The sequence below is a fragment of the Gluconacetobacter tumulisoli genome (assembly GCF_014174155.1).
GTDB lineage: Bacteria > Pseudomonadota > Alphaproteobacteria > Acetobacterales > Acetobacteraceae > Gluconacetobacter > Gluconacetobacter tumulisoli.
Genome location: NZ_JABEQM010000007.1, coordinates 142504 through 163364, shown reverse-complemented (window position 1 = coordinate 163364; position 20861 = coordinate 142504). Strand labels below are relative to the sequence as shown.

The following is a 20861-nucleotide window of genomic DNA, read 5'->3' as shown; positions in this document are numbered from 1 at the left end:
AGCACCGAAAACGCAGTGGCGACCGGTGGGTGACTTTATCGTGATTTCTGCCCGGTCCGATCCGGATCGATAGTCCCGTCACGTTTCCCCCCTTTTCTGCGGATATCGACGCGATGGATCTCATGACGGATCTTTCCACCAGCACCGACGCCCTGGTCATTCACGGCGCGGGCGACCTGCGGATCGATTCGGTCGCCCTCCCGCCCCCCGGACCGGACGAAGTCAGCGTCCGCATCGCCTGGGGCGGCATCTGCGGATCGGACATGCATTACCTGCAGCATGGCGGCGTGGGCGCATCCGTCCTGCGCGAACCCATGGTCCTGGGGCATGAGGTTTCGGGCATCGTCCTGTCCTGCGGCGCGAACGTCACCGGGTTCCAGGCCGGCGATCCGGTGGCGATCCACCCGGCCCGCCCGTGCGGCACATGCCCCGAATGCCGGCGCGAATTACATAATCTGTGCCGCAACATGCGGTTTTTCGGCAGCGCGGCCTACCTGCCGCACACCCATGGCGGATTTCGCCGGGTCATGACCGTGGCCGCATCGCAGCTGCATCACCTGCCGCCCGGGCTGGATTTGCGCCGCGCGGCCCTGGCCGAGCCGTTCGCGGTGGCGCTGCACGCCATCGCCCGCGCCGGAACCTGCGCCGGGGCATCCGTGCTGGTTCAGGGATCCGGCCCCATCGGGGCGCTGATCGTCGCCGGCCTGGCCGTCAGGGGGGCCGCCCGCATCGTGGCCACCGATTTGCATGATTTTCCGCTGTCGGTCGCCCGCCGCCTGGGCGCGACCGAAACATGGAACACCGCCACCACCGCCCCGGACGAGGAATTCGACATCGTGTTCGAGGCCACGGGCGTCGTTCGGGCCCTGCCCTTCGCGATCGCCCACACGCGCCGGGGCGGCATCCTGGTCCAGGTCGGGATGTTCCCCCCCGGCAATATCGAGGTGCCGATGGCACAGATCATCGCGCGCGAGCTGGATCTGCGCGGCTCGTTCCGCTTCGATTCCGAATTCGTCGACGCGCTGGACCTGCTGGCGGCGCATCCGGATATCGCGGATGGACTGGTCACCCACGAATTCGGTTTCACGTCCTACGGCGCCGCGTTCGCCGCCTCGTCCGACCGGCAGAGCGCGTCCAAGGTTCTGCTCAGCATCGGGGAATGAGGCGTCCCCCGCCGCATTGGGCGGGGGAAGGCAAGGGCGCTGCCCTTGACCCACCAAAGGGCGCAGCCCTCTGGAAACCCCGAACTTTCTGAAGCCTTATGGGATCGCAAGGGCCGAGGCCCTTGCTGTCACAGCAGGGATTGCGCGCGGCTGAGGACCTGGTTGCAGACCTTCTGCGTCATCTGCTGCTTGATGCCCTGGCCGGCGCCGGCCAGGGAGAATGTCCTGCCATTCCCGGTGTCCAGCAGCCCGCGTTGCCCCGCCTGATATTGGCTGCTGTCGGTACCCGTCTTCTGGCCGAGGGCGCTCATGACCGGGGACGCCGTGCTGGCCCCCAGATAATTGTTCTGAACGCAGAACCCCAGGACGCCCGCCAGATTGCCCGGCGCCGCCGACGTCACCGACGGCAGCCCCATTCCGCCGCCCATGTTCATGCCAGGCATCCCCGGCATGCTCGGCATCTGCGCCCGTGCCGTTGCGACACCCGCCGCGAGCGCCAGAACGGCAAGAGCCGACGAAACAGCGATACGTCCGGTCATGACCATGTCCTTTCTATCTATCGTCAGGCCCGCCATCCTGAGCCGAAGTTATGTCCGCATTATGAAGGATAAAGGATATCCGCCTCGGCCTGTCAGGGGACGCCACCGATGATCAGGGCAAAATAAAGCTGCCGCAGCAGCGGGGTCAGGACATATTGTATCAACAGCAGCAGCACCAGCGGGCTGAAATCCATGTTGCCCATCGCCGGCAGGATACGTCGGATCGGCTGCAAGGCGGGCTCCGTCAGGCGGTTCAGGAAATTGCCGATATTCCACACGATCCGGTTACGGGGATCGAGCACGCCGAATCCATACAGGAAACTGAACACGCACGAGATCACGAGCACCCACGTGTACAGTCTGATCAGTTCGAACAACAGGGTGAAGACAAGAGTGATCAATGCGGCAATCTCCGGCAATGGCAGGACCGAAAGCCTATCGTCAGCCGGACGCCGGCACAACTCCACGCGCCCCCCGATCCCCGCTTGACAAACGCCCGCTTGCCGTTATTTATCCAGCCCGTCAGGCAGTGGGGCTGTAGCTCAGTTGGGAGAGCGCCTCGTTCGCAATGAGGAGGTCAGGGGTTCGATTCCCCTCAGCTCCACCACTGGCCGACATTTCCACCTGAAAATCAGGACGTTGGAAGAGGGGTTGAAAATCGCCCCCTCGTGCTGTCCCTCTTGAATGACTGGGATAGCCAAGGCCCCGGCAGACATTCGTTAAGCCGTGACCTTCCCCAGACATCGCGACCGCGATGGGCTCCGGCCCGGATGTCGTCGCTCCAATGCTCGACGGCCCTCGCGCCGGGATCCCGTTTTATCCCGAGATCGGCATCTTCCCCAGGGAACTCGTCGGCCCCGGCGAAGGGGTTGGCTTCTATGCCGACAGCATGACCGACCTGCGGCACCTGGGGGCATCTCGCTTCCGGTCTTCCTTCGACATGTGCGCCGAAAAGGAATCAACCCGGTGCGGCATATTCGGGCAAGTTCCCGGTCCGGGTGGACAAGGAACTGCATGCGCGCACCGCCGAAGCTGCTGCGGCCATGGGCGTAAGCCCCAACCAGTTTATGCAGGATGTGATCTCCGAGGCCGCCAGCTGATTCTTTCCCGGTGCAACTCATGCGGCCGGACGACTGGAACCGATGGCAGGAATGAGCCACCGCGGGCGGCCCGACCACGCGCCGGGCGTCCGCAAAGGTTTCGCCTGACGGCCGAAGTCCGGCATTTTCGCCCGCGCCGAGGCCGGTCCGGAGGACTCAAAATATCCCTGTTTCCCCAGGGTCATCCGCCCTTGCAGCCCTCGTGCGCCACCTTATGTCCTGTTCCACATCCCAAGGAGGGCGCTATGGACAGGAACAGAAGTACCCCATCTTCCGCATCCAAGAAAGCGACGGCGTCCAAGACCGCGCAAACGAAGACGAAAGCCTATGCCGATCTCGCCACCGGCAAGGATCCGAAAGAACATCCTGCGCCCGGACAGAGTCCGAGACCCACACCCGGCGCCACGAAGTGAGCGACACGCAAAAAAGCCCGGCCAACGCCGGGCTTTTTTGATGGCAGTTCTGCTCGGCCCGCGCAACAGCCCCCCTCCCCGCCGTCCTCTGCTACCGCGTCTTGAGCAGGCCATCGTACTGACAAGCAGCCTCCCCTTTTCCAACATTCGAAAAGCCATCATTGGCTTCCCGCCACGGCTGTCCCGGTTCCCACGTTCTGGGATCGGTATGCATTTGCGAACTTTTGCCAAGGCGCGGTGATTCGACCGGCACATGGGAGCCTGGAACAGGCGACCACGTCGATGTACCGGCTTGGAGAAAAATCGCTGCCGACAATTCTGTCTCTTCTTAAACCTCGTAAAATGCTGATGTTTTCGAAGACATCCTGGTCAAGATATACGCATGAATTGCCACGCACGAAATGGGAAGACCTGCCGCCCGTCATGAATGGTGCGGCGCATATTGAAACAGGCCGCTTCGTGTCGTGCGACGGCTTGTTTTCCGTCGAGAGCATTTGCCTGAATCATCCCGGCGAACGGGGATGGACAGGACCGGATTTTTGGCACCCGATCATCACGGAATTTCTCGACCGCCCTTGAAATCTCCAGGGCGGTCCGTTCGGCAGGACGAGTCCGCAGCCCACCGCGCCCGCCCGGCGTTGGCCTTCCATGCCCCTGTCGCCATCGTGCCGCGATGATGGCAAACCAGAAATGCAGGTTCGCGACATCGTCCAGATTTTTCTGCTGGCGTCGCCATGGCACGGTCCACGGATAGCGGGCCATGTCCGCAATGCCGTACGCCTCGCCCGCACGGAAAGGCCGTTCGGCCATGCGGAATGCCATGGAGCCGATCGGTCTCGTTCACATAAAGCGTGATCTCATGAGGAAATTCTCCGGCGCACATCGGCTGAAATGATGATTCTGGCTGGCCGTCGATCCCAGTTCTGCCCATCTGCCAGAACAGCCACTCCGTCACAACCTTGCGTCCCCGGATATCGGCGGGAATGAAGCGCCAGGAATTCGGACTTGAACTGATCGCCTGCGCTGATATCCTCGGGATGGATCATCCAATCCAGCCGGGGCTTCCCGTGATCCCATGGCCATTCGGCATTGGCCAGCAAGAGGGACCGATTATCCTGTGGCCCCTTCCCGTCACACAGCCGGCGGATAGTTGGACGGAAACAGGGCACGACGCGCAGTCTCGTCGAAATCGGTCTTGAACGGATGGTCCCGACCGACAATCCTGGCCCGGGCCGCCGCCGGGCGTGCGTCGATCGCGGCGAACCAGCGCCCGATATTGGGATAATCCGCAAACGGATCGTCCTCTGTCTTCAGGACCCGTGCGGCGACATTCAGCCAGCCCCAGCCCGACATGTCCGCAATCGTGTATTCGGCACCGACGATATAGTCCCGTCCGGCCAGATGGGTGTCGAGCACGCGATAGTGACGCGCGATCTCGCGCCTATAGCGATTGACGGCGTAGTCGGATCCCTCGGGCGCATAATGCTGGAAATGCACCGCCTGCCCCGAAAAGGGCCCGATGCCCGTGGCGATGAAGAACAGCCAGGACAGCAGTTCCGGCCGGTCGGCCGGATCGCCCAGGAAACGCCCGGTCTTTTCGGCAAGGTACAGCAGGATCGCACTGGAATCGAACACCCGAGCCGCCTGGCCGCCCGGCCCGTCGGTATCCACGATGGCCGGCACCTTGCCGTTCGGATTGATCGCGAGGAAGGACGGGTCGTGCTGCGCGCCCTTGCGGGTATCGACGGGAATGACCTCGTGCGGCAGGCCCGTTTCCTCGAGGAACAGGGCCACCTTCGCCGGATTGGGCGTGGGATGGAAATAGAAGCGGATCATGGACATCTCTCCTTCGGTCCGTCGGGCCGGTCGCCTGACCTTGTGTTTTATATCGTTCGATCTAAAACACGGCAAGATGGCATGACGCGAACGCCCCATCCTGCGGGCGATGGGGAGAATGATGGCAAGACCACGGGAATTCGATGAGGCGGCGGCACTGGATGCGGCCATCGAATGCTTCTGGACGCGCGGATATGAAGCGACCTCGGTCCGGGACCTGGCGGAGCGGATGGGCATTACCGGCGCCAGCCTCTACAACGCCTTTGGTGACAAGCATGCCCTCTTTCGCCGCGCGCTGGACCGCTATTCCGAACGCGGCACCACCGCACGCATCGCCCGGCTGGAGGGACAGGTGCCCCCGCGACAGGCGATCGAGACCGTCTTGCGCGACATCATCGAGGAATCGCTCCGTGACACGGCGCGCAAAGGATGTCTCGTGATCAATTCGGCGCTGGAGGTCGCGCCGCACGAACCGGACTGCAGGCAGGCGGTCGCCGACCGGCTGGGCCGGATCGAGGCGTTCTTCTGCCGCGCCGTCGCCGCCGGGCAGGCGGACGGGACGATCACGCCCGTCCTGCCGCCTGAAGACGTGGCGCGAAACCTGCTCGCCGTCCTTCTCGGAATCCGCGTCATGGCGCGGGTCCAGCCGGAGCGGGAACTGTTCGAGGGCATGCTGCGATCGGCGCTGACCCTGCTCGGTCCGGTTACCCCGGCCGCCGGGTAATACCGCCTGGGTCGGGCAATGCCCGGCCCGATGCGCCCAGGCTCATCGTCACCGCCGCCTCGGCATGCAGCGCGGTGGTATCGTACAGCGGCACCGGGCTGTCCTCGGGACCGATCAGCAGCATGAGTTCCGTGCAGCCCAGGATCACCGCCTCGGCCCCGCATCGCACCAGTCGCCCGATGATCTCGCGGCACGCCTGCCGCGAGTCCGGCAGCACGCGCCCCTGCACCAGTTCCTGATAGATCACCCGATGGATCGTTTGGCGATCCTCCTCGTCGGGGACGAGCACGTCCAGGCCGTGCCGACCCGACAGGCGGCCCTTGTAGAAATCCTGTTCCATGGTGAAGGCCGTGCCCAGGAGGGCCACGCGGCGCAGCCCGTCCGCGCGGATGCGTTTGGCCGTCGGATCGGCGATATGCAGCAGCGGGATATCGATCGCGTCCTGCACCTCGTCGGCCATGCGGTGCATGGTGTTCGTACAGATCATCACGAACGCCGCCGCGCCATGTTCCAGCCGTCTTGCCGCGTCGATCATCAGCGCCGCCGCGTCGTCCCAGCGACCGGTGCGTTGCGCATTCTCGATTTCGGCGAAATCGAACGACCACATCAGACAGCGCGCGGAATGCAGCCCGCCCAGGCGCTGGCGCACGCCGTCATTGATCAGGCGGTAATAGACGGCCGAACTCTCCCAGCTCATGCCGCCGATCAGGCCGATCGTCCTCATCGCGCGGCGGCCTCCTGCAACAGGGGATACAGCGACGCCACCAGCAGCAGCGCCATCCCGAGATTGAAGCCGCGCAGGATGGCCGGCCGCGCCAGCCAGCGCCGCATGCCGGCACCGAACCCCGTCCAGAGGCTGACCGTCGGCAGGTTGATCGCCCCGCAGATCAGGCAGGCCACCAGCAGGTTGAACAGGAAATCGCCCCGGGGCGTATAGGCGGACACGATACCGATCGCCATGACCCAGGCTTTCGGATTTACCCACTGGAAGCCGGCAGCCTGGAGGAAGCCCAGCGGCCGGCCCGCCCCGGACGACGAGGCGTCGACGCCCGCATTGGCGATCTTCCACGCCAGCCACAGCAGGTAGACCGCACTGACATATTTCAGCAGCCCATAGAGCCAGGGCAGCCGGTCGAAGACCGTGCCCAGCCCGACGCCCACCAACCCCACCATGATCACGAAGCCGACCGAGACGCCGAGCATATGCGGCAGCGTCCGCCGGAAGCCGTGCGTAAGGCCCGATGCCGCCAGCATCGTATTGTTCGGCCCCGGCGTGATCGACGCGACCAGGGCGAACACGGCCAGGGGTCCGAAATCGTGCCAGAAGGCGGACATGGGGGAAATCTCCGTTTGCAGGACCGCGCGTGACGGAAGTATTGACGATCTGGCCGGAACAGGACCGGTACAGTTCATCTGCCTTTCTCCATACTGTACCGGGAACCGGACCATGCCAGTTGAACATGCCCGCTCCTCCGCCCTGCCGCCCCGCTGGCAGCCGGTGCGCGGGGGCGACCGGACCCTGGTCGCGCAGTTGGAAGACGAGCTTTCGGCCCGCATCGCCGATCACGCCCTGCGCCCGGGCAGCCGCCTGCCATCGGTGCGGCGCATGGCGGAAAGCGCCGGCCTCAGCCGCTTCACCGTGGTCGAGGCCTATGAACGCCTTGTGGCGCGCGGCCTGGTCGAACCGCGCCATGGCTCGGGCTATTTCGTGCGGAGACGGGCGGCGACGCCACCGATCGCCGATGCCGTCTCCCCTGCCGGGGCACCGTCATCGCGGCTGGATGTCGCGTGGCTGCTGCGGGGCATGTTCGATGACGGCGCCCCGGTCGAGATTCCGGCGGCCGCCGGCCTGCTGCCCGCGGGCTGGCTGGATGCGGATATCGTCAATGCCGCCATCCGTGCGGTCGGCCGCCGGGCTGGCGCGGAATTTCTCGATTACGGCCATCCGCGCGGACATGCGCCGCTGCGCGTGCAACTGGCCTCCATTCTGCAAAGCCAGGGCATCGCGGCCCATCCCGACCATCATCTGATGACGACGGCCGGCGTGACCCAGGGACTGGACCTGATCCTGCGCCTGCTGGTGCAGCCCGGCGACACCGTTCTGGTCGAGGATCCCGGCTGGTTCCTGATCTTCGGGCGGCTCGCGACCTATGGCACGAGGATCGTCGGCGTGCCGCGCGGCCCGGACGGACCCGACCTGGAGGCGCTGGACCGGCTGGCCGCGACCCATCGGCCCCGGCTGTTCCTGATCAACAGCGCGGTTCACAATCCGACCGGCCATACGCTGGCCGCGGCCGCGGCCCATGACGTGCTGCGCCTGGCCGACCGGCACGATTTCCTGATCGTGGAAGACGATACCTACGCGGATTTCCATCCAGGCGTCCCCATCAGGCTGGCCACGCTGGACCGCCTGCGCCGCGTCATCCTGGTCGGCGGCTATGCCAAGACACTGGCGGCCGGCCTGCGGGTGGGGATGCTGGCCGCGCGGCCGGACCTGATCGCGCGCCTGACCGACCTGAAGCTGCTGGCCGGTCTGACGACGCCGCGCCTCGGCGAAAGCGTGGTGCACCGCCTGCTGCACGAGGGCCATTACACCCGTCACCTGACGCGGGTGCGCCAGCGCGTCGACCAGGCGCGCCACCGCTGCATCGAGGCCCTGACCGGCTGCGGCCTGATGCTGCCGCATCTGCCCTATGCGGGCATGTTCGTGTGGGCCGATTGCGGACGCGATTCCGAAACCGTCGCACGCCTGGCCGCGGACCACGGCGTGCTGCTGGCCCCCGGTTCCCTGTTTTCGCCCCTGCAGGCGCCGTCCACCATGCTGCGCTTTACCGTCAGCGTCGCGGACCAGCCGAAATTATGGCCGGTTCTGCGCACCATCCTGGCCGAAGCAGGCGCACGGGCGGCGGGCTGAGCGGCCCTCCCTTTCCGTGCCTTCGTGCCCTACGGTGTGTAAATGATCGCGTTTCTGTTACCTTCGCGGCCATCGCGAAGGATGGACAGAGGCAAACCGACATGATTCCCCGAATACCAGGCTTCCTGCAGACGGCGAAAGTCTTCGACCTGTTCGAGGAATGTGCGATGCTCGTACTCACGTTCCTGATCGTCATCATCGCCAGCCTGTCGCTGTTTCACGTCGTCGTGGCCGTCGGGCACATGCTGCTGACCGCCGGACTGTCCCCGACCAGCCCGCAGGTGCTGCAAAGCCTGTTCGGCATGTTCTTTACCGTCCTCATCGCCCTGGAATTCAAGCATTCCATCCTGGTCCTGCCCGACGTCCAGCCCCACAGCATGATCCGCATGCGCTCGGTCCTGCTGATCGGGATGATGGCCACGGTGCGGAAATTCATCGTCCTCGATCTCAGCGGCGTGAATGTCATGGAAATGCTGGCCCTGTCGGCCGCCGTCCTGTCCCTGGGCATCGTCTACTGGTTCATCCGCACGCCCGCCCCGGGATCACCCCCGGCGGATGATGCCCACCCGGCGGAACATCCCTGACAGGTGCGGCAACCGGGCATGTGATGTCGCGTTACATCGGATCTCGAGCACTGGGGAAAATCCGATGGTTGATCTGGCCCTGATCAAGGAACATGCGGACGTCATCGGCGCCGACGGCGTGCATGTCGGCACCGTCGACCATGTCGAGCGCCATCGCATCCGCCTTGCGAAAACCGACGCCGCGGACGGCAAATGTCACTACATCTCGATCGGCCTGATCGCCGGTGTCGAAGGCGACACCGTACGGTTGTCCGCAAATGGCGACGTGGCGGTCACGTTCGAGGAATAGCGGCCGAGGCTTGCGGCCCGGTTATCCGATCGCCTGCAGCAATTCCGGCCCGTTATTGCGTGTGCTGTTGACCGCCATGCCGATCGGCCAGAATCGCAGGACATCTTCCCCGGCCGCATGCAGCAGGTCGCCCGCGACCTGGGGCGGGGCATTCAGCCAGATATCCTGGTCCCGCTCCTCAACGATGACGGGCATCCGGTCGTGGATCGACCGCACCGCGTCGCTGGCCCGGGTGGTGATGATCGCAAACGTGCGCAGGATATCGCCCTCATACTCCCATGACTCCCACAGGCCGGCCAGCGCCAGGGGTGCCCCGTCCCGCCGCGCGAACGCGTAGGGTGGCCGGGGGAGCGAACCGGTCTTCCATTCGTAATAGGCCGTCGCCGGAACCAGGCACCGGCGGGACCGGAACGCGGCGCGAAACATGCCGGAGGTCGCGACCGTTTCCGCACGCGCGTTGATCGGCTGCCGCTCCATATCTTTTGCCCAGTTGGGCACCAGGCCCCACATCAGCAGGTCCAGCCTGCGTTCGCCCGTCGCCGGATGACGCCGCACGACCGGCGCGGGCTGCCTTGGCGCGATGTTCCAGGACGCCAGCCAGTCCGGGGCCGGGCCCGTCGTCCGGAAGACCTGCTGCATCAGCTCCTTCGGCAGGTCGTTGGCGAAACGTCCGCACATTCGAAAAAGGACCGTCCATAAATAATGAAGTGGAAACCATATTCAGGACCAAGGGGCCTTGCCCCTTGAACCCCATCAAAGGCCTGCCTTGGAATCCAACTGGTCAATGGGGGACGGGTTTCAGCTTTACAGACCATGAGGCGGTCCAGTCCTGCCCGGGCGCGATGTGCAGCAATCCGGGTTTGGTCATGAAATCTCCTGAAAAATCCACGGGGCTGGCAAAACCGTGCCACGGCTCGATACACAGGAAATCCGCCCCCGGTTTCATCCACAGGCCGAGTTGCTCGAACCCATGCCATGCCATCGTCAGCCCATCGCCATCCGGGGTGCGGAACATGACTTCCCGGCTGGCCGGATGATCCAGGATCAACGCGTCCGCCGCGAACAGATCTTCGGACAATTTCAGGATTCGCCCCTCGATCGGCGAGGGAAACAGGTCGGGCAGCAGCAATCCCTTCGCCACCCGCCGGACCGGCGCGGGTTCCGGACTGGCGAATTCCAGGACATGGTCCTCCTTCGCCACGTCGGCACGCAAAGGCCAGACGAAGGCAGGATGCGCGCCCAGCGACGCATGCAAAATGGCGTGATCGTCCGGATTATGCAGCGTATAGCCGACATGCAGCCTGTCGCCATCGACCCTGTAACCGATCGTCAGGGAAAACCGGAAGGGAAAGACCTGGCGGCTGGCCTCATCATCGTCCAGGACCAGCGTGCATCCGGTCTCCGTCCGCTCGACCCAGCGGAACATCCGGTCGCGGGCGAAGCCGTGCTGGGTCAGATGGCAGGGCTTGCCGTCGATCCAGGCCGTATCGTCCGCCAGTCTTCCGACGATGGGAAACAGAACCGGCGCATGGCGCGGCCACGCCGGCAGGCCGGCCCAGATCAGCTCGCGCCCCGCCGCATCCCGCAGCGAATGAAGCTCCGCCCCCGCCGCAGCGACGCGCACCGCCATCCTGTCGGTCCCGAATACATGATCCGTCGCGTCCATCGTCGCCGCCTCCCATTCCGGAATGGCCAAATCTACCGGAAAACAGGCGACCACGTCATGTCACAAGGACTTTGCCCTTGCCGGGTTCGGGCGGAACCCGACCTTCAGAACGGCCGGACAATCACCATGATGACCACGATCATCATCAGAACGGTCGGAATCTCGTTCGCTGCACGATAGAAATTTTCGGGCCGCGTATTGCGATCGGACTGGAATTGCCGCCGCCAGGATGCACATGCGCCGTGAAAGCCCGCAAGGCCCAGCACGCCGGCGATCTTGGTGTACCACCAGCCGGCATGCCAATCGACGGTGCCCGGCGTCAGGGCCAGCAGGATGCCGAACAGGAACGTGCAGATCATGGCCGGGGTCATGATCTGCCGCAGCAATTTGCGTTCCATGATCTTGAACCGTTCGCTTTCCGGCGACCCGGGCGTGACCTGGCAATGATAGACGAACAGGCGCGGCAGGTAGAACAGGCCCGCCATCCACGCGATCAGGGACATCACATGCAGGGCCTTGAACCATGCCAGGAACGGCAGGAATCCTTCGATCAAGACCGTCCCCCGTCCCGGCCCTGCGATGCCAGGATCCGCTCCAGGAACGGCGCGAATTCGGACAGATGCCCGATGCGGAACAGGCCCGGCCAGTCCGGCGCCGGATGGTCCAGCGGGCGCAGCAGGACGCAGGCCATGCCCGCCGCCTGCGCCGCGCGCGCGCCGGTATCGGTGTCTTCCAGCACGATGCAATCGTCCGGGGCCACGCCTTCGATTTCCGCGGCATGCAGATAGACCGCCGGATCGGGCTTGGGCTTGCCCATGTCACGTGCCGAATGGATCCGGTCGGCCACGAACCGGTCCAGCCCGGTCCGACCGAATTTCACGTCCATTTCCGCGATCGAGGAATTGGAGCCGACCCGCACCGGCAGGTCCAGCCCGACCACCGCCGTCAGCATGCCATGCGCGCCGTCGATGGTCCGGGCCTCCTGCCGCATCAGCTCGACCAGCTTGCCCTGCATCGTTGCGACCCAGTCCGCCGGCAGCGCGCGGCCGGTTTCGGCCTCGGCCTCGATCTTGATCACCGTCAGGGCCTTGCCCGCAAGGCGGCGCACGGCCTCCTCATCGTCCAGATCCAGCCCGATCTGGCGCAGTTCGCGCGCAACCGCCCGGCAGGACGGTCCCTCGCTGTCGATCAGCACCCCGTCGCAATCGAAGATGACGAGGCGCAGGCATCCATCCGGCCGGACCGCCCTGGGCAGCATGCTCACCCCTCCCTGACGATGCGCACGAGTTCGCCGACATGTTCCGGCGGGGTGGGGGGCACCACGCCATGGCCCAGGTTGAAGACATGCGGCCGGCCCTTCATCGCATCGCGGATCGACCGGGCCTCCGCCGCCATCGCCTCGCCCCCGGCCAGCAGCAGCAGCGGGTCGAGATTGCCCTGCAGCGTCAGGTCCGGCGGCACCTGGCCGGCCATCGCGGCCATGTCGGTCCCGGTATCCAGCGCCATGACCTTCACGCCGGTGTCACGCGCGTATTCCGCGGCCATGATCCCGGCCAGGCGCGGGAAGCCGATAACCGGAACACCCGGGCGACGGGCCTGGATTTCCTGCACGATGGCCCGCGTCGGCGCGATGACATGGCGGCGGAACTGCGATGGCGGCAGCAGGCCGGCCCAGCTGTCGAACAGCATCACGGCCTCGGCCCCGGCATCGATCTGCGCGCACAGCATGTCGGCGGTCGCCCGCGTCAGCATGTCCATCAGCCGGTCGAACAGCATCGGGTTGGCATAGGCCATGCCCCGCGTCGCCTCGAAATCCCGCGAACCATGGCCCTCGACCATGTAGCAGGCGACGGTGAAGGGCGCGCCGGCGAAGCCCAGCAGCGCCACCTTGCCGCCCTGCGCCGCGCCGATCGGATCGGGGCCGTCCAGGGTCGCACGAAGGCGCGACAGCGTTTCCATCACGGGCGCCGTCGCGTCGGGAACCCGCCGGGGATCCAGCCGCGCCAGATCGGCCTCGGACCGGATCGCGCCCAGGACCGGCCCGGTGCCCTGCACGAATTCCAGCGACTGACCCATGGCCCAGGGCAGGATCAGGATGTCGGAAAACAGGATCGCCCCATCCATCGCATAGCGCCGGATGGGTTGCAGCGTGATTTCCGTCGCCAGGTCCGGCGTCATGCAGCGGGTGATGAAATCCGCCTTGTCCCGCAGCGCCCGGAATTCCGGAAGATATCGCCCGGCCTGCCGCATCAGCCACAGGGGGGGCGGCCAGACGGCTTCGCCCTGGAGCACCCGCAGAAGAGGTTTCCCTGTATCCGTCATCGCCTCGTCGTTCGTTCCTGTCATTGCGGGAATATCCCGTACTTTCTCGGAAGATGACAGGACCCGGGCAAACGTCCGGTACGCCGTCACCAGGTTTCGGGTCCTACCTCTAAACATGAAATAAGAAGAAAGAAATGCTGTAGAGGGATATAGGGCCTGTGGATGACGGGGTACCCACGTTTCCAAAAACGTACCCCGTCTTTCCCACAGGGTGTACAGTTTGCAGGCGCCTGATCTTCAAGGGGTTATCGAACTTATCCAGAAACTACCGACAAGGCGCTGTGTACAACCCACCGTACGGAGCCCGATGGACGTTGTCCACGGTACTCGGTACGGCCAAGAAGCGTCCGGAGTACTATCCCCATGTACCCCAGTACTCATCCGGGCCGGATATGCCGTTTGATTATCGCAGTACGGAGACACGGATCTTGAGCGACTCGTCATTAGTACCGCCCCCCGTCCTGTTACAGGCCGAGTCGCCCCGGATAGTACTGGCCAGCCAGTCCCGAACCCGCAGGATTCTGCTGGAACAGGCGGGATTGCACATCGAATCCCGCCCCGCCCGCGTGGACGAGCACGCCATTCGGGAGTCGGCGCTGGCCGAAGGTGCGTCGCCGGACGATGCAGCCCTGCTGCTGGCCGAAATGAAGGCGCGGCGCATCGACAATTCCGATGCGGTGGTGCCTGACGCGGTGGTGATCGGCGCCGACCAGATCCTGGCCTGCGACGGCGAATGGTTCGAAAAGCCCGCCGATCGCGACGGCGCGCGGACGCAATTGCTGCGGCTGCGGGGACGGACGCATGTGCTGCATACGGCGGTCGTCGTCCGGCGGGGCGGCCAGACGATCTGGCATCACGTCGCGCGGCCGGAACTGACGATGCGACCGTTTTCCCAGGCGTTCCTGGACCGCTACCTGACAGCCGAGGGCGACGCGATCCTGTCGTCTGTGGGCGCCTACCTTCTGGAAGGACGCGGTGTCCATCTGTTCGACCGGGTGGAGGGCGAGCACGCCGCCATCCTCGGCCTGCCGCTTCTGAAGCTGCTGGGTTTCCTGCGCCAGCATGGGGTGGTGATGTCGTAAATAGGGGGTTGCCAATGGGTCGGACGGCAGTTATACCCCGCGCACTCACACGGTGCCGGACGGAATGGCAACGGTGACGGCGGGGCCATAGCTCAGTTGGGAGAGCGCCTGAATGGCATTCAGGAGGTCGTCGGTTCGATTCCGATTGGCTCCACCAGTTCCTGCCGGTTTCTATGAAAATCAGTGTCAGGTTTGAGGGGCCGAAAATTGCCCCTCTGTGGCGCGTTGACGGACAACCGTCAGATCGCCCCCCTTCCCCCGCTACCGCCGATGGCTGCATGATCTCACGACCCTGATCCTCTCGGGATCATGTTTTGACGCCATGTCCGAATTGCCGATCGGATTCAGATGTCGGCGTGAAACGGCCTGCATGGCAGGAAGGCAAACATGGATGCAACGTCACCCGGACGTCGAACATCGCGGCTATTGGGTTTTGGGGCCGGATCCGCGGGCGCATTGGCGGTCGGTGCGCTTTCGATCGGTGCCCTTGCCATCGGGGCGGTCGCGATCGGGCGGCTGGCGCTGGGACGGGTCACGATCCGGGAATTGCGGGTGGAAAGGCTGACCGTCGGCGAATTGAAGGTCGAGCGGCATGATTGACGCGGCCTCCGCCAGGGTGGACCATTGTTTCCGCAGGACCTGCAGTGTGCTGGCCATTGCCGGTATGTGCGTGGCCACCGGCTGTTCCCACCCGCGACCGGCCGACGAACGGGCCGCGCTGCTGAAGGCGCCTGTCGGCGATGCGGGTGCGCCCCCCATGCCGCGGGTGCCCACGGATCAAAAAATCCACGGAAGCATATCTGTGGGGACGGGCTTCGGAAGCGGGCGCGGATACGGCGTCGGCGGTCCCGGCGTGGGACTGACGCCCAACGGATTTTGACCCGATGAACCGGGTCGTGGGTGGCTGCCTCAGGGCGCTGTCCTGAAACCCGCCAAAGGGCGTCGCCCTTTGGGAACCCGGTCGTTCATCCATGATCGGGGTCCAGGGCCTCGGGCCCTGGTGGGCTCGGGCAACGCCCGACCTGTCCTTCCCGGTTCGATATGGGTCATGATCGTGTCCGACCCGCATCGCGCAGCGCCCATCGGCAGAACAGCAGCCCCGATCCGATCATCGCGACCAGGGTGCCCGACAGGGTCAGGGCCAGGTTGGCCCATGCGCCGGTCCATGGCACATGCAGGACGCCCCGTGTCACCAGCCAGGCGACGACCGTACCCAGTCCTGCCGCGCACAGGCCGGCGGCCAGCCCCAGCACGACGAATTCCACCAGCCAGATCGTCCGGACCTGGCCCGCGCTGGCCCCCAGCGCCCGCAAGGTTGCGGCCGTGGCGACGCGTTGCCGCCATCCCGCCGCCAGCGTCGCCGCCAGGACCAGGCCGCCCGCCGCCAGCACGACCGATGCCGCCGCCGCCAGCGCGGTGGCCAGGCGAGCGACCAATGTTCCCAGTTCCGCCAGCACGTCGGCGACCCGGATGCCGGTGACCCCCGGCAGGGCGTCGGTGACGGCCGCCAGCACCGCGGCATCCTGGTCCGGCCGGCCGGAGGTCGTCACCGTGGCCACGAATGTATGCGGGGCGTGCGACAACAGGCCCGGCGAGACCACGAACGCGAAATTCAGCTGCAGCGACCGCCATGCCACCGTGCGCAGGTTCGCCACCCGGAAATCGATCGACCGGCCCAGGACGTTCAGCCGCACGACCGAGCCGATTTTCACGCCCCAGCCGGCGGCCACGCCGGAATCGAGCGACAGCAGCGGCGGCCCGTCATAATCCGCCGGCCACCACGCCCCGGCGGCAAGTTTCGTGCCCGGCGGGGGCGTTGCCGACAGGGTCAGCCCGTGGTCGCCGCGCAGGGCCCATCTTGTCTGCGGGGTGGCCGGCACCTGTTCGGCCGGCACCCCGTCGATCGCGACGACCCGCGTGCGCATCGACGGAAGCTGCTGGATCTCGTGCACCGATGGCTGGGCGCGCGCCACGCTGTCGAACCGTTCCAGATCGTAGGGCTGTATATCCACGAAGTAGAAGGACGGGGCATGGCGCGGCAGCTGGTCGCGCAATTGCGCCATGATGGCGCCTTCGACCAGGATGATCGTCGCCATGCCCGCCAGTCCCGCGCCCAGGGCGACCAGAAGGCGGGCCGTCGGCGCGCCGGGCCGGGCGAACAGCGCCAGTCCCAGCCGCAGTACGCCGCATTCCGTCCCCATGTGCCCCACGACCCCGCCGACGAGGTGGCGCAGTCCCAGGCCGGCCAGTGCCAGAGCCCCGGCCGCCCCCAGCACCACGCCGAGGAACCCGGCGACGAACATGCTGTCGGGTGTCATCACGACCGCCAGCAGCCCCAGCAGGATTGCGCAGGTCCCCAGCGCGGCCCCGGTCCGGATCCGGCCGGCGCGATCCAGCGCCCGCCTGCGTCCCTGGTCGTGGAACAGGGCGGCCGGCGGGGTTGCGGCTGCCCGGACCAGCGGCACGATGGCCGAAAACGCGGCCACCAGCGCGCCGAACAGGCCGGCCAGCAGCACGGGCCAGACCGACAGCGCCCGGGCCGGCGCCACCGGCAGCAGGCCCGACAGGGCATGGACCGCCACCGACGGCAGCACCAGGCCGGCGGCCATGCCCGCGCCGATACCGATGCCGCACAGCCCCATGACCTGCAGGCCGAATGTCAGGGAAATCAGGCGTGCCGGCGCCCCCAGGCAGCGCAGGACGGCGATGGTGCGTCCCCGTCCCTCCAGCCACGAGGCGACGCCCGCCGACACTCCCAGGCCGCCCAGCAGCAGGGCCGTCAGGCCGGTCAGGCCCATGAACCGCGCGACCTGGTCGATCGTGCGCGTCAGGCCCGGCGCGGCGTCGGCCACGCCCCGGATACGCCAGCCCTGGTCGGGGAATTGCCGGGCGATGGCGCCGGCCAGCGATGCCGCGCGCAGGCTTCGTCCCCCGTCCGGGCCATCCAGGGCGATCCGCAGCGACCGGCTGGCCAGCGCGCCGACCTGCAGCAGGCCGGCGGCGTCCAGGGCCCGGCGGTCCATCATCACGGTCGGCGCCAGCACGACGCCGCCGGCATTGTCGGGACTGTGCGTCAATGTCCCCGCCAGTCGGAAGCGGGCCGACCCGATCCGCAGCATGTCCCCGGCTTTCAGGCCCAGCCGGTCGATCACGATCGGCTCGGCCAGCACGCCGGGCGGGTCGGTGTCGGCGAACAGGGCCTGGCCGGGGGGGCGGGACGGCGTGCTGGCCACGGTGCCGACCAGCGGATAGGCGGCGTCGACGGCCTCGATTTCGACCAGCATCCGCCCGCCCGGTCCGTCGCCCGCGACCTCGCGCGGGGCATACAGCATCGAGCGCATCCGCAGCACCTGCGAGATCCGGCCGCCACGTGCGGTGACGAAGCGGGACAGTGCCTCCGGCAGCGGATCGCTGCTGTCGATCGCCAGGTCCCCGCCCAGCAGCGTGCGTTGCTGGTCCGCGATCCCGTCCTGGATCATGGCGCGCAACCCGCCGACGGCGCCGATCGCCGCCACCCCCAGCGCCAGACAGAGCAGCACGATCCGGAAACCGCCGATGCCGCCCCGCAGGTCGCGCAGGGCCAGCCGTGCGGCCAGCCGCAGCGCCGACAGGCCCGTCGGCCCGGCGTCGCGGGCGAGGTCGGGCGTGGTGTCGGGCGTAGCGGCCGGGCTCATGGACCGTCCTGCCGCAGGGGATGATCGGTCGTGACCCGGCCATCGCGGACATGCAACCGGCGGTCGCATCGGGCCGCCAGCGCCGGATCGTGGGTGATCAGCACCAGCGTCGTGCCATATTGCTGCTGGAGGCTGAACATCAGCGTCATCACGCTCTCGCCCGTGCGGGTATCCAGATTGCCCGTGGGTTCGTCGGCCAGCAGCAGGCGCGGCCGGGTGACGAACGCGCGCGCCAGCGCGACGCGCTGCTGCTCGCCGCCCGACAGTTCGGTCGGCAGATGGCCCAGCCGCCGGTCGAGCCCCACCGCCGCCAGGGCGGCCGTCGCGGCCGCGGCCCCGTCGGCGCGGCCGGCCAGTTCCAGCGGCACCAGCACGTTTTCCAGCGCCGTCATGGTCGGGATCAGCTGGAAGGACTGGAAGACGATGCCCGTCGTCCGGCGGCGGAAGCGGGCCAGCGCGTTTTCATCCAGCTCGCCCAGCACCGTGCCCGCGATCCGAACCCGGCCCCGCGTCGGGCGTTCCAGCCCGGCCAGCAGCATCAGCAGCGACGTCTTGCCCGACCCGGACGGGCCGACGATGCCCACGGCCTCGCCCTCGCCCACCCGCAGGCTGACGCCGGACAGGATGTCCAGGCCGCCGCCGGCGCCCTGGCCGCCATGGGGGTCGCCCTTCGGGTTGACCCCCGATGGACGGGCCGGCACTGTCAGCCACAGATCCTCCGCCTCTACCAGAGCCGGCCGTCCACTCGGGAATCCTTCGCCGTCCATGCGTAATCCTTCCGACAATCCGGGTTGCCCCGTCTCATACGCTACATGGCCGGGGCGAATGGCCCGAACCCTTTTTGCCGCCCTGTGCCTGTGCGGCGCGGTGTGCATGGCCCCGCCCGGCCGGGCGGCGGACGGCGCGGACCGGCCGGTCCGGATCCTCGCGCTGGGGGATTCGCTGATCGCGGGCTATGGCCTGGCGCATGGCGACGGGTTCGTCGCGCAGCTCCAGGCCGCGCTCGACGCGCGGGGCGATCGGATCACGGTGCTGGATGGCGGCGTGTCGGGCGATACCAGCACCGATGCCCTCGCGCGCCTGGACTGGGCGCTGGGCGACCGGCCGGATGCGGTCATCGTCGAACTGGGCGGCAATGACGGGTTGCGGGGCCTGGACCCGGCGCGGATGGAGCGCAACATAACGGCCATTCTCGATCGCCTGCAGGCGCTGCATCTGCCGGTGCTGCTGTCGGGCATGTATGCGCCGCCCAACATGGGTGCCCCTTACGCGCAATCCTTCCGCGCGGTGTTCGACCGCCTGTCGCACCGCCCGGGCATCCTGTGGGATCCGTTCTTCCTCGATGGCGTGGCGGCCCATCCCGGTCTGGTCCAGGCCGACCATATCCATCCCAACCCAAACGGCGTCCGGCTGATCGTCCGCCGCCTGACCCCGATGGTCGAGCATCTGGCACGGATGGCGCACCAGCCGGAAGTGCCCGAGACCCCGAAACCCGATCACGAATAAAACAGATCGGCTCCCAAAGCCGCCGGCCTTTGGCGGGTTTCAGCGCAGCGCCCCGAGGCATGCCTTAAAGACGGCGGATGGGAAACGCCCAGATCCCGATGGTATGCGAAGCCGCCTCGCAGCGCGGTTGTCGGATATCAGACCAGATGCACGGGAAGCATCGAGCAATTCACCCAGAGCACCTGGCTCTCCCCGTCATGAGCGTTCATGAAGCGATGAGGCCGATCGCTCGTGAAGCGGAAGCTGTCGCCCTGGCCCACCAGCATCTCCCGGTGTTCCACGATCAGCCGGATCCGGCCCTCCAGAACCAGTCCGGCTTCGATTCCTTCATGTGCGTATAATTCGTCGCCCGTCGTGCTGCCCGGCGCCAGGGTCACCATGAACATTTTCAGCGGCGCCTCCTCATGCGGCGTCAGCAGCAGTTTCGTGATCCCGTTCTTCAGCGCGACAGCCGGCCGCTGCGCATGTCGCACCACAATCCGGTCCCGCGACGGCTCTTCGAACAGGTCCAGTAGCTCCCCTGCCGAAGTTTGCAGAATTTCCGCGATACGAATCAGATCCCGCACGGACGGCGAGGACATGCCGCGCTCGATCTGGCTCAGATGCCCGACCGAAATCCCGACCTGATCGGCAATCTGCTGTAGCGACAGCCCCCGCGACTTTCTCCGTTCACGCAGGCGCCGTCCCAGGGCGCCGTCCAGATTTTCCATGCACATCCTTCACGAACCGATAATCGCACGCCCAGATACATCTATTTTTTCACTATAGTAAAAAATCTTGCACTCGTTTCATCACGATACTATAACGAACTCATCACTCACGCACTGTTTGCGTCTTTCCCGCCGTCCGGCATGCCTCAACCGTAAATACCGGGTCGTCAGGAAACATGCTACGGAGTCGCACGTCCATGTCCGACCGACCCGATCCAAGGCCCGGATGCCCGCCCCCCGGGTCAGGACAAAGGTCCACGACCACAAGGCCCGCGATCACGCGACGGGATTTCATCAACGGCGTCACGACTGCCGCGGCATGCGCCACCGTCTCCTGCA

23 protein-coding genes, 2 tRNA genes and 1 pseudogene are annotated in these 20861 nt (G+C 66.3%); 11 read left to right on the top strand and 15 right to left on the bottom strand.

The genetic code is table 11. The annotated features are described in order from the left end of the window. Positions 1–122: 122 nt before the first annotated feature. On the top strand, positions 123–1163 hold the full coding sequence (locus HLH28_RS10430) for an L-idonate 5-dehydrogenase (protein ID WP_182958818.1): 1041 nt from the start codon (positions 123–125) through the stop codon (positions 1161–1163). A gap of 128 nt (positions 1164–1291) precedes the next feature. Here the strand turns inward: HLH28_RS10430 and HLH28_RS10425 are convergent, their stop codons facing one another. Next, positions 1292–1702, bottom strand: coding sequence for a YjjA family protein (locus HLH28_RS10425; RefSeq protein ID WP_182958626.1), 411 nt, complete (start codon positions 1700–1702; stop codon positions 1292–1294). 92 nt (positions 1703–1794) lie between these two features. Next, positions 1795–2103, bottom strand: a complete 309-nt coding sequence (locus tag HLH28_RS10420; RefSeq protein ID WP_182958624.1) for a YggT family protein — start codon at positions 2101–2103, stop codon at positions 1795–1797. Positions 2104–2233: 130 nt separating this feature from the next. Here HLH28_RS10420 and HLH28_RS10415 point away from each other — a divergent pair. Continuing rightward, positions 2234–2309, top strand: a tRNA-Ala gene (locus HLH28_RS10415). Between the two features lie 340 nt (positions 2310–2649). Then, positions 2650–2802 (top strand): annotated as a pseudogene (locus HLH28_RS18090) (toxin-antitoxin system HicB family antitoxin); the annotation flags it as partial. A 782-nt stretch (positions 2803–3584) separates the two neighbouring features. Here HLH28_RS18090 and HLH28_RS18395 read toward each other — a convergent pair. Genes HLH28_RS18395 through HLH28_RS10395 form a run of 3 tightly spaced genes read right to left on the bottom strand, consistent with a single transcriptional unit; the run spans position 3585 to position 5051 of the window. After that, on the bottom strand, positions 3585–4037 hold the full coding sequence (locus tag HLH28_RS18395) for a glutathione S-transferase family protein (RefSeq protein ID WP_182958622.1): 453 nt from the start codon (positions 4035–4037) through the stop codon (positions 3585–3587). Between the two features lie 35 nt (positions 4038–4072). After that, positions 4073–4315 (bottom strand): thioredoxin domain-containing protein, encoded by a 243-nt coding sequence (locus HLH28_RS18390; protein ID WP_182958620.1) that lies wholly within the window; start codon positions 4313–4315, stop codon positions 4073–4075. 31 nt (positions 4316–4346) lie between these two features. After that, complete coding sequence (locus HLH28_RS10395; protein ID WP_182958618.1) at positions 4347–5051, bottom strand: glutathione S-transferase family protein; 705 nt, start codon at positions 5049–5051, stop codon at positions 4347–4349. A gap of 118 nt (positions 5052–5169) precedes the next feature. On the opposite strand from HLH28_RS10395, the gene HLH28_RS10390 reads away from it, so the two are divergent. After that, complete coding sequence (locus HLH28_RS10390) at positions 5170–5775, top strand: TetR/AcrR family transcriptional regulator (protein WP_246395944.1); 606 nt, start codon at positions 5170–5172, stop codon at positions 5773–5775. On the opposite strand, the gene HLH28_RS10385 is transcribed toward HLH28_RS10390, so the two are convergent. Continuing rightward, positions 5756–6499, bottom strand: coding sequence for an aspartate/glutamate racemase family protein (locus HLH28_RS10385; protein ID WP_182958616.1), 744 nt, complete (start codon positions 6497–6499; stop codon positions 5756–5758). The two genes, HLH28_RS10390 and HLH28_RS10385, sit on opposite strands and share 20 nt — an antisense overlap. Then, positions 6496–7110, bottom strand: coding sequence for a LysE family translocator (locus tag HLH28_RS10380; protein ID WP_182958614.1), 615 nt, complete (start codon positions 7108–7110; stop codon positions 6496–6498). Before HLH28_RS10380 ends, HLH28_RS10385 begins: the two co-directional genes overlap by 4 nt. Before the next feature lie 112 nt (positions 7111–7222). Between HLH28_RS10380 and HLH28_RS10375 the strand changes: the two genes are divergently transcribed. The 3 genes from HLH28_RS10375 to HLH28_RS10365 all read left to right on the top strand — a co-directional run bounded on the left by HLH28_RS10375 (position 7223) and on the right by HLH28_RS10365 (position 9562). Beyond that, complete coding sequence (locus HLH28_RS10375; RefSeq protein WP_182958611.1) at positions 7223–8689, top strand: aminotransferase-like domain-containing protein; 1467 nt, start codon at positions 7223–7225, stop codon at positions 8687–8689. 101 nt (positions 8690–8790) lie between these two features. Then, positions 8791–9273: a phosphate-starvation-inducible PsiE family protein gene (locus HLH28_RS10370; RefSeq protein WP_182958607.1), complete on the top strand. Its 483-nt coding sequence runs from the start codon at positions 8791–8793 to the stop codon at positions 9271–9273. Between the two features lie 64 nt (positions 9274–9337). Continuing rightward, complete coding sequence (locus HLH28_RS10365; protein ID WP_182958604.1) at positions 9338–9562, top strand: DUF2171 domain-containing protein; 225 nt, start codon at positions 9338–9340, stop codon at positions 9560–9562. A gap of 21 nt (positions 9563–9583) precedes the next feature. On the opposite strand, the gene HLH28_RS10360 is transcribed toward HLH28_RS10365, so the two are convergent. The 5 genes from HLH28_RS10360 to hemE form a co-directional block, all read right to left on the bottom strand. Next, a complete protein-coding gene (locus HLH28_RS10360) occupies positions 9584–10240 on the bottom strand; it encodes an SOS response-associated peptidase (RefSeq protein ID WP_182958601.1) in 657 nt (218 codons plus the stop codon). A 103-nt stretch (positions 10241–10343) separates the two neighbouring features. Next, positions 10344–11228, bottom strand: a complete 885-nt coding sequence (locus tag HLH28_RS10355) for an aldose 1-epimerase family protein (protein WP_182958599.1) — start codon at positions 11226–11228, stop codon at positions 10344–10346. 104 nt (positions 11229–11332) lie between these two features. Beyond that, a complete protein-coding gene (gene hemJ / locus HLH28_RS10350) occupies positions 11333–11782 on the bottom strand; it encodes a protoporphyrinogen oxidase HemJ (protein ID WP_182958596.1) in 450 nt (149 codons plus the stop codon). Next, the gene (locus HLH28_RS10345; protein ID WP_182958593.1) at positions 11779–12486 is read right to left on the bottom strand and encodes an HAD family hydrolase; all 708 of its coding nucleotides are present in this window, start codon (positions 12484–12486) and stop codon (positions 11779–11781) included. Before HLH28_RS10345 ends, hemJ begins: the two co-directional genes overlap by 4 nt. Positions 12487–12488: 2 nt before the next feature. Next, positions 12489–13550 (bottom strand): uroporphyrinogen decarboxylase, encoded by a 1062-nt coding sequence (gene hemE / locus HLH28_RS10340; RefSeq protein WP_182958814.1) that lies wholly within the window; start codon positions 13548–13550, stop codon positions 12489–12491. Positions 13551–13978: 428 nt separating this feature from the next. Between hemE and HLH28_RS10335 the strand changes: the two genes are divergently transcribed. The 3 genes from HLH28_RS10335 (at position 13979) to HLH28_RS10325 (ending at position 15232) form a co-directional block, all read left to right on the top strand. After that, positions 13979–14632, top strand: a complete 654-nt coding sequence (locus HLH28_RS10335; RefSeq protein ID WP_246395942.1) for a Maf family protein — start codon at positions 13979–13981, stop codon at positions 14630–14632. Positions 14633–14713: 81 nt separating this feature from the next. After that, positions 14714–14789, top strand: a tRNA-Ala gene (locus HLH28_RS10330). Positions 14790–15088: 299 nt separating this feature from the next. After that, positions 15089–15232 (top strand): hypothetical protein, encoded by a 144-nt coding sequence (locus HLH28_RS10325; protein ID WP_220790032.1) that lies wholly within the window; start codon positions 15089–15091, stop codon positions 15230–15232. A gap of 446 nt (positions 15233–15678) precedes the next feature. Here the strand turns inward: HLH28_RS10325 and HLH28_RS10320 are convergent, their stop codons facing one another. Next, positions 15679–18306 carry an ABC transporter permease gene (locus tag HLH28_RS10320; protein WP_246395939.1) on the bottom strand — a complete coding sequence of 876 codons (2628 nt, stop codon included), beginning with the start codon at positions 18304–18306 and terminating at the stop codon, positions 15679–15681. Next, entirely contained in the window at positions 18303–19073 is a 771-nt protein-coding gene (locus HLH28_RS10315) for an ABC transporter ATP-binding protein (protein ID WP_182958588.1), read from the bottom strand. Before HLH28_RS10315 ends, HLH28_RS10320 begins: the two co-directional genes overlap by 4 nt. 58 nt (positions 19074–19131) lie before the next feature. On the opposite strand from HLH28_RS10315, the gene HLH28_RS10310 reads away from it, so the two are divergent. After that, the gene (locus HLH28_RS10310) at positions 19132–19812 is read left to right on the top strand and encodes an arylesterase (protein WP_182958586.1); all 681 of its coding nucleotides are present in this window, start codon (positions 19132–19134) and stop codon (positions 19810–19812) included. Between the two features lie 137 nt (positions 19813–19949). On the opposite strand, the gene HLH28_RS10305 is transcribed toward HLH28_RS10310, so the two are convergent. Beyond that, complete coding sequence (locus tag HLH28_RS10305) at positions 19950–20522, bottom strand: helix-turn-helix domain-containing protein (RefSeq protein ID WP_182958583.1); 573 nt, start codon at positions 20520–20522, stop codon at positions 19950–19952. Between the last annotated feature and the right edge of the window lie 339 nt (positions 20523–20861).